General features: G+C 51.9%; 10 protein-coding genes and 1 pseudogene. 2 read left to right on the top strand and 9 right to left on the bottom strand.

What is annotated here, in order from left to right; genetic code table 11:
• Window positions 1-366 precede the first annotated feature (366 nt).
• A complete protein-coding gene (locus tag OOJ59_RS26110; protein WP_085049794.1) occupies window positions 367-672 on the top strand; it encodes a PTS sugar transporter subunit IIB in 306 nt (101 codons plus the stop codon).
• A 4-nt stretch (window positions 673-676) separates the two neighbouring features.
• A complete protein-coding gene (locus tag OOJ59_RS26105) occupies window positions 677-994 on the top strand; it encodes a PTS lactose/cellobiose transporter subunit IIA (protein WP_038636121.1) in 318 nt (105 codons plus the stop codon).
• 118 nt (window positions 995-1,112) lie between these two features.
• Here the strand turns inward: OOJ59_RS26105 and rpoC are convergent, their stop codons facing one another.
• The 9 genes and pseudogenes from rpoC to tuf all read right to left on the bottom strand — a co-directional run.
• Entirely contained in the window at window positions 1,113-5,336 is a 4,224-nt protein-coding gene (gene rpoC, locus OOJ59_RS26100) for a DNA-directed RNA polymerase subunit beta' (RefSeq protein ID WP_038636118.1), read from the bottom strand.
• A 76-nt stretch (window positions 5,337-5,412) separates the two neighbouring features.
• Window positions 5,413-9,441 carry a DNA-directed RNA polymerase subunit beta gene (gene rpoB, locus OOJ59_RS26095; RefSeq protein WP_003033111.1) on the bottom strand — a complete coding sequence of 1,343 codons (4,029 nt, stop codon included), beginning with the start codon at window positions 9,439-9,441 and terminating at the stop codon, window positions 5,413-5,415.
• A gap of 320 nt (window positions 9,442-9,761) precedes the next feature.
• On the bottom strand, window positions 9,762-10,127 hold the full coding sequence (rplL, locus tag OOJ59_RS26090) for a 50S ribosomal protein L7/L12 (RefSeq protein WP_000028882.1): 366 nt from the start codon (window positions 10,125-10,127) through the stop codon (window positions 9,762-9,764).
• Window positions 10,128-10,193: 66 nt separating this feature from the next.
• A complete protein-coding gene (gene rplJ, locus OOJ59_RS26085; protein WP_005132895.1) occupies window positions 10,194-10,691 on the bottom strand; it encodes a 50S ribosomal protein L10 in 498 nt (165 codons plus the stop codon).
• 293 nt (window positions 10,692-10,984) lie between these two features.
• The gene (gene rplA / locus OOJ59_RS26080) at window positions 10,985-11,692 is read right to left on the bottom strand and encodes a 50S ribosomal protein L1 (protein WP_006688358.1); all 708 of its coding nucleotides are present in this window, start codon (window positions 11,690-11,692) and stop codon (window positions 10,985-10,987) included.
• A gap of 3 nt (window positions 11,693-11,695) precedes the next feature.
• Window positions 11,696-12,124, bottom strand: a complete 429-nt coding sequence (gene rplK, locus OOJ59_RS26075; RefSeq protein WP_038636105.1) for a 50S ribosomal protein L11 — start codon at window positions 12,122-12,124, stop codon at window positions 11,696-11,698.
• 157 nt (window positions 12,125-12,281) lie between these two features.
• Window positions 12,282-12,827, bottom strand: coding sequence for a transcription termination/antitermination protein NusG (gene nusG / locus OOJ59_RS26070; RefSeq protein ID WP_003033125.1), 546 nt, complete (start codon window positions 12,825-12,827; stop codon window positions 12,282-12,284).
• A 1-nt stretch (window position 12,828) separates the two neighbouring features.
• Window positions 12,829-13,212, bottom strand: a complete 384-nt coding sequence (gene secE / locus OOJ59_RS26065) for a preprotein translocase subunit SecE (RefSeq protein ID WP_003033128.1) — start codon at window positions 13,210-13,212, stop codon at window positions 12,829-12,831.
• A gap of 230 nt (window positions 13,213-13,442) precedes the next feature.
• Window positions 13,443-13,603: pseudogene (tuf, locus tag OOJ59_RS26060) on the bottom strand (elongation factor Tu); the annotation flags it as partial.

The following is a 13,603-nucleotide window of genomic DNA, read 5'->3' as shown; positions in this document are numbered from 1 at the left end:
CCCAAACAAAAAATACTTCGTGGCCTTTATCGCAACCCCCAATAAAGCTTTACTAACACTTACTACGTTAACAGCAAACTACTATTTCCCTGCTGTTAAGCATTAACATACGGGTTTAAAAAACGCTGTCAATACTGTTTTTTATAACATGTTTTTATTGCCAGTAATTATATATTCCCGCATGTGATAAGCGTACCAAAGAGCCGCCAGCCTCGGTTCAGATCGTTGAGTTTTGCTTCTTTTTGTAACCGGTTTTAGAAAAAGTGGTTTTCTTTGTGATGCCTTGCACACAATCGTTGCAAAGCAGTTGTTGCTACAGCTGGCTCGCGATAATTATCAACCCACACATGTTGAGCGAGACTGCTTATGAAAAACATCGTTTTATGCTGTGCCGCCGGAATGTCCACCAGCATGCTGGTACAAAGGATGAAAGATGCCGCCCAGAAAAAAGGTGTCGACGTCACGATCAAAGCTGTCCCGGTAGCTGAGTTTGAAGAGAATATCGTCACTGCAGATATCGTGTTGCTTGGTCCACAGGTTAAATATGAGCAGGCCAAGCTGCAGGCGCTCGCCGACCCGCTAGGCAAAAAAGTCGCCGTTATCGATATGATGGATTACGGCATGATGAAAGGTGATGCCGTACTGGAAAAAGCGCTGAAACTACTGGAGTGATGACATGGAAGAGTTAGAAACGATCATCATGGAATTATTGGTCAACGCCGGAGCCGCCCGCAGTCAGGCCCTGACAGCGCTACAACTGGCGCGTAAAGGTGACTTTACTGGTGCGGAACAAGCAATGGTGGAATCACGCGAGTACGTCAAACAGGCACATAAAATCCAGACCCAGCTAATCGGCATTGACGAAGGTACCGGCAAGCTACCGGTTAATCTCATCACAGTCCATTCGCAGGATCACCTGATGAACGCGATGGTGATTCAGGATTTGGCGGGCGACATGATTGAGCTTTATCGGCGGTTGCCGCCGGTAAATTAATAACACTTCCGGATGGCGGCTTCGTAACCTCACAGGCCGTATAAGAGCAGCGCCATCAGGCCTAACATAGACATAAAAAAACCCGCCGAAGCGGGTTTTTTATTATGGTCAGCAACGATTAATCGTTGTCAGAACCGCCCAGGCCTGCGTTCAGCAGTTCTGCCAGGCTGGCAGACGCATCTTCAGCAGTCACCTGCGGAGCAGCTGGCAGTTCGCCCGCTGCGCGACGGCGCATACGATCCTGGTGGTACGCGTAACCGGTACCGGCCGGGATCAGACGACCCACGATGACGTTCTCTTTCAGACCGCGCAGTTCGTCGCGTTTGCCCGCAACGGCTGCTTCGGTCAGCACGCGAGTGGTCTCCTGGAACGATGCCGCGGAGATAAACGACTCAGTTGCCAGAGACGCTTTGGTGATACCCAGCAGATCGCGGGAGAAGGTTGCGCCCACTTTGCCGTTCGCTTCCAGCTCGCGGTTAGCGATCTTGACGCGGGAGTATTCAACCTGCTCGCCTTCCAGGAAGTCGGAGCTACCAGCGCTTTCGATGGTGGCTTTACGCAGCATCTGACGAACGATAACTTCGATGTGTTTATCGTTAATCTTAACACCCTGCAGGCGGTATACGTCCTGAACTTCGTTAACGATGTAACGAGTTACAGCATGCACACCACGCAGACGCAGGATGTCGTGCGGCGCTTCCGGACCGTCGGAAACCACGTCACCACGTTCTACACGTTCACCTTCGAACACGTTGAGCTGACGCCATTTCGGAATCATCTCTTCGTAAGGTTCGCTACCGTCTACCGGGGTGATAACCAGGCGACGTTTCCCTTTGGTTTCTTTACCGAAGGAAATGATGCCGCTGATTTCAGCCAGGATTGCCGGCTCTTTCGGACGACGAGCTTCGAACAGGTCCGCAACGCGCGGCAGACCACCGGTGATGTCCTTGGTACCGCCGGATTCCTGCGGAACACGGGCCAGGGTGTCACCAGAGCTGATCTGTACGCCATCTTCCAGCTGAACAATCGCTTTACCTGGCAGGAAGTACTGAGCAGGCATATCGGTGCCTGGGATCAGAACGTCGTTGCCCTGAGCATCAACAATTTTCAGTGCCGGACGCAGGTCTTTACCACCCGACGTACGCTCTGCAGAATCCAGAACGACCAGAGAAGACAGACCGGTCAGCTCGTCGGTCTGACGAGTAATGGTCTGGCCGTCGATCATGTCAGTGAAGCGGACGAAACCACTCACTTCGGTGATAACCGGCATGGTGTGCGGATCCCAGTTCGCTACGGTTTCGCCGCCAGCAACCTGTTCGCCATCACCTTTCGCCATAACGGAGCCGTAAGGCACTTTATAGCTTTCTTTGGTACGACCGAATTCGTCGATCAGTTTCAGTTCGGTGTTACGTGAGGTGATAACCAGTTTACCGCTGGAGTTAACAACCGACTTCGCATTGCTCAGACGGATGCTACCTTTGTTTTTCACCTGGATGCTGGATTCAGCAGCCGCACGAGATGCCGCACCACCGATGTGGAACGTACGCATCGTCAGCTGTGTACCCGGTTCACCGATGGACTGTGCCGCGATAACGCCGATTGCTTCACCTTTGTTGATGATGTGGCCACGCGCCAGGTCACGACCATAGCAGTGCGCACATACACCAAAGTCGGTGTCACAGGATACAACGGAACGGACTTTCACGGAGTCAACGGAGTTCTCTTCCAGCAGGTCACACCACTGTTCGTGCAGCAGCGTGTTACGTGGAACCAGAATATCCGCGGTACCCGGCTTCAGAACGTCTTCAGCAGTCACACGACCCAGAACGCGATCGCGCAGCGGCTCTTTAACGTCACCACCCTCGATAACCGGGGTCATGGTGATGCCTTCCAGCGTGCCGCAATCGTCCTCAGTAACAACCAGGTCCTGCGCAACGTCAACCAGACGACGCGTCAGATAACCGGAGTTCGCTGTTTTCAGTGCGGTATCCGCCAGACCTTTACGCGCACCGTGAGTAGAGATGAAGTACTGGAGTACGTTCAGACCTTCACGGAAGTTCGCGGTGATTGGCGTTTCGATGATGGAGCCATCTGGCTTCGCCATCAGACCACGCATACCAGCCAGCTGACGAATCTGTGCTGCAGAACCACGCGCACCGGAGTCGGCCATCATGTAAATGCTGTTGAAGGAAACCTGCTGCTCTTCTACGCCGTCACGGTTAATAACGGTTTCAGTCTGCAGGTTATCCATCATCGCTTTGGATACACGATCGTTCGCCGCAGCCCAGATATCGATAACTTTGTTATAGCGTTCGCCTGCGGTTACCAGACCAGACTGGAACTGCTCCTGGATCTCAGCAACTTCAGCTTCCGCTTCAGAGATGATCTCGTGTTTCTTCTCCGGGATGACCATGTCATCAATACCAACAGATGCACCTGAACGCGCTGCATAAGCAAAGCCGGTGTACATTGTCTGGTCAGCGAAGATAACGGTCGGCTTCAGGCCCAGAATGCGGTAACAGGTGTTCAGCATTTTGGAGATGGCTTTCTTACCCAGCGCCTGGTTGACGATGGAGAAAGGCAGACCTTTCGGTACGATCATCCACAGAATGGCGCGACCAATGGTCGTGTCTTTCAGGCTGGTGTGCGCAACGAATTCGCCGTTTTCATCTTTTTCATATTCAGTGATACGCACTTTAACGCGCGCATGCAGAGAGGCCAGGCCAGCGCGATAGATACGCTCAGCTTCTTTCGGGCCAGTCAGCACCATGCCTTCGCCTTTGGCGTTAACACAGTCACGGGTCATGTAGTACAGACCCAATACAACGTCCTGAGACGGAACGATGATAGGTTCGCCGTTCGCCGGAGACAGGATGTTGTTGGTAGACATCATCAGCGCACGCGCTTCGAGCTGGGCTTCCAGCGTCAGCGGTACGTGAACAGCCATCTGGTCACCATCGAAGTCGGCGTTATATGCCGCACAAACCAGCGGGTGCAGCTGGATAGCTTTACCTTCGATCAGTACCGGCTCAAATGCCTGGATACCCAGACGGTGCAGGGTTGGTGCACGGTTCAACAGTACCGGGTGTTCGCGGATAACTTCGTCCAGGATATCCCAAACGACAGCTTCTTCACGCTCAACCATTTTCTTAGCGGCTTTGATGGTGGTGGCGAGGCCACGCAGTTCCAGCTTGCCGTAGATGAACGGTTTGAACAGTTCCAGTGCCATTTTCTTCGGCAGACCGCACTGATGCAGACGCAGGTATGGACCTACGGTGATTACAGAACGACCGGAGTAGTCAACACGCTTACCGAGCAGGTTCTGACGGAAACGACCCTGTTTACCTTTGATCATATCGGCCAAAGATTTCAGAGGACGCTTGTTAGAACCGGTGATCGCACGACCGCGACGACCGTTATCCAGCAGGGCGTCAACCGCTTCCTGCAGCATACGTTTTTCGTTGCGTACGATGATGTCCGGCGCAGCCAGATCCAACAGACGCTTCAGACGGTTGTTACGGTTGATCACGCGACGATACAGATCGTTCAGATCTGACGTTGCGAAACGACCGCCATCAAGCGGAACCAGCGGACGCAGATCTGGCGGCAGAACCGGCAGAACGGTCAGGATCATCCACTCTGGCTTGTTGCCAGACTGTACGAAGGCTTCCAGCAGTTTGATACGCTTGGTCAGCTTCTTACGCTTGGTTTCGGAGTTGGTTTCGTTCAGCTCTTCGCGCAGAGTTTCACACTCTTGCTCCAGATCCATGCTCTTCAGCAGGGCCTGGATAGCTTCCGCACCCATCTTCGCGTCGAATTCGTCACCGAACTCTTCCAGCGCGTCCAGATACTGCTCTTCAGTCAGGATCTGTTGACGTTCCAGGTTGGTCATACCGCCTTCGATAACGACATAAGATTCGAAGTACAGTACGCGTTCGATATCGCGCAGCGGCATATCGAGCAGCAGACCGATACGGGACGGCAGCGATTTCAGGAACCAGATATGCGCGGTCGGAGACGCCAGCTCGATGTGGCCCATACGCTCACGGCGTACTTTGGTCTGGGTCACTTCAACGCCGCACTTCTCACAGATCACACCACGATGTTTCAGGCGCTTGTACTTACCGCACAGGCACTCGTAGTCTTTTACCGGCCCAAAGATACGGGCGCAGAAAAGGCCGTCACGCTCAGGTTTGAACGTACGGTAGTTGATGGTTTCCGGCTTCTTAACTTCACCGAAAGACCATGAACGGATCATGTCTGGCGAGGCCAGAGCAATTTTGATCGCATCAAACTCTTCGGTTTTAGTCTGCGCTTTCAGAAACTTTAATAAATCTTTCACGGATTTGCTCCCGTCGGAGTTAGCACAATCTGGCGCTGGCTGTTACGCCAGCACCAGTGACCTGTTTGATCGAGAGTTACTCGTCTTCCAGCTCGATGTTGATACCCAGCGAACGAATCTCTTTCAACAGTACGTTGAAGGATTCCGGCATGCCTGGTTCCATCTGATGGTTGCCGTCCACGATGTTTTTATACATCTTAGTACGACCGTTCACGTCATCAGACTTAACGGTGAGCATTTCCTGCAGGGTGTATGCCGCGCCATATGCTTCCAGCGCCCACACTTCCATCTCCCCGAAGCGCTGACCACCGAACTGAGCCTTACCACCCAGCGGCTGCTGAGTAACCAGGCTGTAAGAACCGGTAGAACGCGCGTGCATCTTGTCATCAACCAGGTGGTTCAGTTTCAGCATGTACATGTAGCCAACGGTAACCTGGCGCTCGAACTGCTCACCGGTACGACCGTCGAACAGGGTAATCTGACCGGAAGTCGGCAGGCCACCCAGCTGTAACAGTTCCTTGATTTCAGACTCTTTCGCACCGTCGAAGACCGGCGTTGCGATCGGCATACCTTTTTTCAGGTTTTCAGCCAGACGCAGAACTTCTTCATCGCTGAAGGTATTCAGGTCAACTTTCTGACGAACATCTGAGCCCAGATCGTAAGCACGCTGGATGAACTCGCGCAGTTTGGCGACTTCCTGTTGCTGTTTCAGCATGGCGTTGATCTTATCGCCGATACCTTTCGCAGCCATACCCAGGTGGGTTTCAAGGATCTGACCGATGTTCATACGCGATGGTACGCCCAGCGGGTTCAGTACGATATCTACCGGCGTACCGTTAGCATCGTGTGGCATATCTTCGATCGGGTTGATCTTAGAGATTACACCCTTGTTACCGTGACGACCTGCCATCTTATCACCAGGCTGGATCCGACGTTTAACCGCCAGATAAACCTTAACAATCTTCAGCACGCCCGGTGCCAGATCGTCGCCCTGAGTGATTTTACGGCGTTTCGCTTCGAGTTTTTTCTCGAATTCGTGTTTCAGTTCGTCGTACTGCTCAGCCAGCTGTTCCAGCTGATTCTGTTTCTCTTCGTCGGTCAGACCGAGTTCTAACCAGCGGTCACGCGGCAGTTTGTCGAGCTTCTCAGCTTCAACACCACCGGAAACCAGCACAGCGTAGATACGGCTGAACAGACCCGCTTCGAGGATCTGCAGTTCTTCAGACAGGTCTTTCTTAGCCTGCTTCAGCTGCATCTCTTCGATTTCCAGCGCACGTTTGTCTTTTTCTACGCCATCGCGAGTAAAGACCTGAACGTCGATAATCGTACCGGAAACACCGTTTGGCACGCGCAGAGAAGAGTCTTTAACGTCAGACGCTTTCTCACCGAAGATCGCACGCAGCAGTTTCTCTTCCGGCGTCAGCTGGGTTTCACCTTTCGGCGTTACCTTACCAACCAGAATATCGCCACCGGTCACTTCCGCACCGATATAAACGATACCGGATTCATCCAGTTTGGAGAGCGCAGCTTCACCCACGTTCGGGATGTCAGCGGTGATCTCTTCCGGCCCCAGCTTGGTGTCACGGGACACACATGCCAGTTCCTGAATGTGGATGGTGGTGAAACGGTCTTCCTGGACAACACGCTCGGATACGAGAATGGAGTCTTCGAAGTTGTAACCATTCCATGGCATGAATGCCACGCGCATGTTCTGACCCAGCGCCAGTTCACCAAGGTCGGTGGACGGACCGTCTGCCAGCACATCACCACGTTCAACCGGCTCGCCCAGAGATACGCAAGGCATCTGGTTGATACAGGTGTTCTGGTTAGAACGGGTGTATTTAGTCAGGTTATAAATGTCGATACCTGCTTCGCCCGGGTACATCTCGTCTTCGTTAACTTTGATAACGATACGGGAAGCATCCACGTACTGAACAGTACCGCCACGTTTAGCAACTGCAGTAACACCGGAGTCAACGGCAACAGCACGTTCCATACCGGTACCAACCAGCGGCTTATCAGCACGCAGAGTCGGAACCGCCTGACGTTGCATGTTCGCACCCATCAATGCACGGTTGGCGTCATCGTGTTCCAGGAACGGGATCAGGGACGCACCGACGGATACCACCTGCTGGGTGGATACGTCCATGTAGTCAACCTGGTCGCGGCTGAACAAGCTGGATTCGCCTTTGCTACGGCAGGTAACCAGATCTTCTACAAAGTGGCCTTCGTCATCCAGGTTGGAGTTCGCCTGAGCGATAACGTAGTTACCTTCTTCGATAGCAGACAGGTAGTGAATTTCATCGGTTACAACACCGTCGGTCACTTTACGGTACGGAGTCTCAAGGAAGCCGTATTCGTTAGTCTGTGCATACACGGACAGGGAGTTGATCAGACCGATGTTCGGACCTTCAGGCGTTTCGATTGGACATACGCGACCGTAGTGAGTCGGGTGTACGTCTCGAACTTCGAAGCCTGCGCGTTCACGGGTCAAACCGCCTGGGCCGAGTGCGGAGATACGACGTTTGTGCGTAATCTCAGACAGCGGGTTGTTCTGGTCCATAAACTGAGACAGTTGGCTGGAACCAAAGAACTCTTTCACTGCTGCAGAAATCGGCTTGGCGTTGATCATATCCTGAGGCATCAGGGTATCCAGATCGCCCAGAGACAGACGCTCTTTCACCGCACGCTCAACACGCACCAGGCCAACGCGGAATTGGTTTTCCGCCATTTCGCCTACGGAACGGATACGACGGTTGCCAAGGTGGTCGATATCATCGACTTCGCCTTTACCGTTACGGATATCGATGAGCTTCTTCATCACTTCAATGATGTCGTCTTTGCTCAGGATACCGGAACCTTCGATTTCGTCGCGCAGCAGAGAACGGTTGAACTTCATACGACCAACCGCAGACAGGTCATAGCGGTCTTCGGAGAAGAACAGGTTCTCGAACAGGCTTTCCGCAGCTTCACGAGTCGGCGGCTCACCAGGGCGCATCATGCGGTAGATTTCTACCAGCGCGCTCAGACGATCGTTGGTTGGGTCGACGCGTACAGTTTCAGAAATGTACGGACCGTGGTCCAGATCGTTAGTGAACAGCGTTTCGATACGCTTGTGACCAGACTGGCTCAGCTTAGCCAGCAGATCCAGGCTCAGCTCCATGTTAGCTGCGCAGATCAGCTCGCCAGTAGATTCGTCAACGTAGTCTTTCGCCGCAACCTTACCAGCAATGTATTCAACCGGAACTTCGATATGCTTGATATCGTCTTTTTCCAGCTGGCGAATATGGCGCGCAGTGATGCGACGGCCTTTTTCGACGTAGACTTTGCCGTTAGCTTCGATGTCAAAGGAGGCGGTTTCACCACGCAGGCGTTCCGGCACCAGTTCCATCTGCAGCTTGTTGTCGCGAATTTCGAAAACAACTTTTTCAAAGAACAGGTCAAGGATCTGCTCAGTGGTGTAGTTCAGCGCACGCAGAATGATGGTCGCAGGCAGTTTACGGCGACGGTCAATACGTACGAACAGGTTGTCCTTCGGATCGAATTCGAAGTCCAGCCAGGAACCACGGTAAGGAATAATACGCGCGTTATACAGCACTTTACCCGAAGAGTGGGTTTTACCTTTGTCGGAGTCAAAGAAGACGCCAGGACTACGGTGCAGCTGAGAAACGATAACACGCTCAGTACCGTTGATAACAAAGGTACCGTTGTCGGTCATGAGCGGAATTTCGCCCATGTAGACTTCTTGTTCTTTAATGTCTTTTACGGTGCCTTCCGGCGCTTCGCGCTCGTAGATCACCAGACGCAGTTTTACGCGCAGCGGTGCGGAATAGGTCACGCCACGGATCTGACATTCCTGAACGTCAAACACCGGTTCGCCAAGACGGTAGCTGACGTATTGCAGCTCGGAATTACCGCTGTAGCTCTGAATCGGGAAAACGGAACGGAAAGCTGCTTCCAGACCATACTGCCCTTCAGGATCTTGCTCGATGAACTTCTGAAACGAGTCAAGCTGGATAGAAAGGAGATAAGGTATGTCCAACACTTGCGGACGTTTACCAAAATCCTTACGAATACGTTTTTTCTCGGTATAGGAGTAAACCATTAGGGTTCCTCAGCTCGCTGACAAGTCGACCCATCTGTCCATTGAGCGGACAGTTTGTGCAACACTATTTTGTTGACCGGAAAATCGAATACTTTCCGCAATGCCTGTTGCTATCACGCTTAAACCATTTCATTGCGATTTACACAGAACTGACGCTCTGTCGCAGTATATTAAGACGTCGATAGAAACAAGCATTGAAAGGCACAGCAGTAGTCAAACAGTGTGAAACGCTACTGGCGCCTTACAGCGCAAAAAGGCTGGTGACTAAAAAGTCACCAGCCATCAGCCTAATTTCTTAGGCTGCAACCAGAAAAGTTGGCTTATTTAACTTCAACTTCAGCGCCAGCTTCTTCCAGAGATTTTTTCAGTGCTTCTGCGTCGTCTTTGCTCACGCCTTCTTTCAGCGCAGCCGGTGCAGATTCTACCAGGTCTTTAGCTTCTTTCAGACCCAGGCCAGTTGCGCCACGTACTGCTTTGATAACAGCAACTTTGTTAGCGCCAGCAGCTTTCAGAATTACGTCGAATTCAGTTTTTTCTTCAGCAGCTTCAGCCGGGCCAGCAGCTACAGCTACAGCAGCAGCAGCGGAAACACCGAATTTTTCTTCCATTGCAGAAATCAGTTCTACAACGTCCATTACGGACATAGCGGATACTGCTTCAATGATTTGATCTTTAGTGATAGACATTTAAATTGTTCCTGAAAATCAGAATAAGTTTATACGTAAGCAGATGCTTGAGAAAGGTAACTGCAATTAAGCAGCTTCTTTCGCATCGCGTACAGCAGCCAGAGTACGAACCAGTTTGCCAGCCGAAGCTTCTTTCATGGTTGCCATCAGGCGTGCAATTGCTTCTTCGTAGGTCGGCAGAGTTGCCAGGCGGTCGATATTCGATGCCGTAATCAACTCACCTTCAAAGGCTGCGGCTTTGACCTCAAATTTTGCATTCGCTTTCGCGAACTCTTTGAACAGACGAGCAGCGGCGCCCGGGTGTTCCATAGAGTATGCAATCAGGGTCGGACCAACAAACGTGTCTTTCAGGCACTCGAACTGAGTACCTTCAACGACGCGGCGCAGCAGGGTGTTACGAACAACACGCATGTATACGCCAGCTTCACGACCTGCTTTACGCAGTTCAGTCATTTTATCTACAGTTACGCCACGGGAATCCGCAACTACTGCAGACAGCGCGCCTTTGGCTACTTCGCTGACTTCAGCAACAATCGCTTGTTTGTCTTGAAGATTTAAAGCCATTAGCTTTGCTCCTGGATGTTTGCCGGAACTCATGTTCCGGAACTCACTTCACTCCCCCCAACGGAGAGAGCGTCTAAATACGGTGAGCAGAAACAAGCCAGAGTATCAGAAATAATCTTAGCGTTCTGTCACCGTCTACGCAGGGCATTAAGTTTCTTGCGAAACACCTGCGGTCTTCGACGGAGGCCTGGATAGGCCAGGCTCCAACGAACAAATCTGTTGTCTATCGGCCGAAGCTAATAGAATCGTGGGCGAAGATTGTAGACAAATTCGCCGCCCACGTAAAGCTAATCTTAGACGTTCGCAGACGCGCTCAGACCAGCCTGATCAACGGCAACACCAGCACCCATGGTGGTGGAGATGCTAACTTTCTTGATGTACACGCCTTTTGCCTGAGTCGGTTTTGCTTTTTTCAGCGCAACCAGCAGAGCTTCCAGGTTTTCTTTCAGTTTGTCAGCGTCAAAATCCACTTTACCGATGGTGGTGTGGATGATGCCGTTTTTGTCGTTACGGTAACGAACCTGGCCAGCTTTAGCGTTCTTAACCGCTTCAGCAACGTTCGGAGTTACGGTACCAACTTTCGGGTTTGGCATCAGGCCGCGCGGACCCAGAACCTGACCCAACTGGCCAACAACGCGCATTGCATCCGGAGAAGCAATAACAACGTCAAAGTTCATTTCGCCTTTCTTGATCTGGTCAGCCAGATCTTCCATACCTACCAGTTCAGCGCCTGCAGCTTTAGCAGCTTCAGCGTTTGCGCCCTGGGTAAATACGGCTACGCGAACAGAACGGCCAGTACCGTGCGGCAGTACAGTTGCACCACGTACGTTCTGGTCAGATTTACGAGCGTCGATGCCGAGGTTAACGGCAACGTCCACGCTTTCTACGAATTTAGCAGTGGCCAGCTCTTTCAGCAGAGCAATAGCTTCGTTGATGTCGTACTGTTTAGTTGCATCAACTTTGTCACGGATCACGCGCATACGCTTGGTCAGTTTAGCCATTTCTTAGTCCTCCACTACCAGGCCCATGGAACGTGCAGTACCTTCAATGGAGCGAGTCATCGCTTCAATGTCGGAACCAGTCATGTCGGCAGCTTTGGTCTGCGCGATTTCCTGCAGCTGAGCGCGGGAAATTTTACCCACTTTGTCTTTGTTCGGCTTGCCGGAACCAGACTTGATACCAGCCGCTTTCTTCAGCAGTACTGCTGCCGGAGGCGTTTTGGTAACGAAAGTGAAAGAACGGTCAGCGTAAACGGTGATAACAACCGGGATCGGCAGACCTTTTTCAATGGAATCAGTTTTTGCGTTGAACGCTTTGCAGAATTCCATGATGTTCACGCCTTGTTGACCCAGTGCTGGACCTACCGGCGGACTCGGGTTAGCCATACCAGCTGCAACCTGCAGCTTGACATAGGCTTGGACTTTCTTAGCCATTCTAAATTCCTCTAGTTGGGTTATAGCGCCTCAAAGAGGCTCCCCGTGTTTTTAAATTCGTTTTACGGACAGAGTCCATAAAAACAAAAGGCGCGAAATTGTATTCCAATCTCGCGCCTTGTGCAACGATTAAATCGCCGCTTTTTTGATCGACGTGTTAGGCTTTCTCAACCTGGGCGAAGTCCAGTTCAACCGGGGTCGCACGACCGAAGATAGATACAGAAACTTTCAGACGAGACTTCTCGTAGTCCACTTCTTCAACTACGCCGTTAAAGTCAGCAAACGGACCATCGCTAACGCGGACCATTTCGCCCGGCTCAAACATCGTTTTCGGACGCGGCTTATCACCAACCTGCTGCAGACGGTTCATGATCGCATCAACTTCTTTGTCGCTGATTGGCGCCGGACGGTCAGAAGTACCGCCGATAAAGCCCATCACACGCGGAACGCTGCGCACCAGGTGCCAGCTCGCATCATTCATGACCATCTGGACCAGTACATAGCCCGGGAAGAATTTACGTTCGCTCTTGCGACGCTGGCCACCACGGATCTCGACCACTTCTTCTGTCGGCACCATGACTTCGCCAAACAGCTCTTCCATATTTTGTAACTTGATATATTCGCGCAGCGACGTGGCAACGCGGCCTTCAAAACCGGAAAACGCCTGAACGACGTACCAGCGCTTTTTAGGGGCTTCAGACATCTTAGAACCTCAGGCCAGTGATAAAGGATACCAGGCGAACCAGAATACCATCCAGTCCCCACAGGATCAGTGACATTACTGCGGTAACCGCAGCCACAATTAATGTGGTGTGCAATGTTTCCTGGCGAGTTGGCCAAATGACCTTACGGACTTCGGTTCTCGCTTCACGGGCAAAAGCAACGGTCGCTTTACCTTTTGTTGTCAACAGCGCGACACCACCCGCTGCGGCAATCAGAATCACTACGGCCAGCGCACGCAGCGGCAGCATCATGTCACGATAAAGGTAATTGCCAACGATAGCTACAAGCAGCAATACAGCGACAACAACCCACTTCATCGCTTCCAGGCCGCGCCCGCTTCCTTGAGCTTCGGTATTCGCACTCATAAACCAACCTGTCAGAAGTATTCTACAAACATTTTCACCCCGCGTAAGCGAGGCGATCCAAACCGAAATGCTCTGGTGCGTTTCGGACTAAACGCCCTCTTCAGAGCCTGTCTCAGCAATGATTATGACAAAAAAAATCACTGATGAGCCAGGTTCTGGTGTGAAAGCGTGCAAAAAGGGCATCAAATGATGCCCTTTTATTGCGCATTGCGTCAAATGTTATTCGGCAATTAGCTCATTACTTTGGCAACAACGCCCGCACCAACAGTACGGCCGCCTTCACGGATTGCGAAACGCAGACCGTCGTCCATCGCGATCGGGTGGATCAGGGTAACAACCATTTTGATGTTGTCGCCCGGCATTACCATCTCTACGCCTTCCGGCAGTTCGA

The sequence above is a fragment of the Citrobacter sp. W9 genome (genome assembly GCF_026719375.1).
GTDB classification, from domain to species: Bacteria; Pseudomonadota; Gammaproteobacteria; order Enterobacterales; family Enterobacteriaceae; genus Citrobacter; species Citrobacter werkmanii.
The sequence above is the reverse complement of the archived record's forward strand: the minus strand, read 5'-3'. Positions and strand labels throughout refer to the sequence as shown.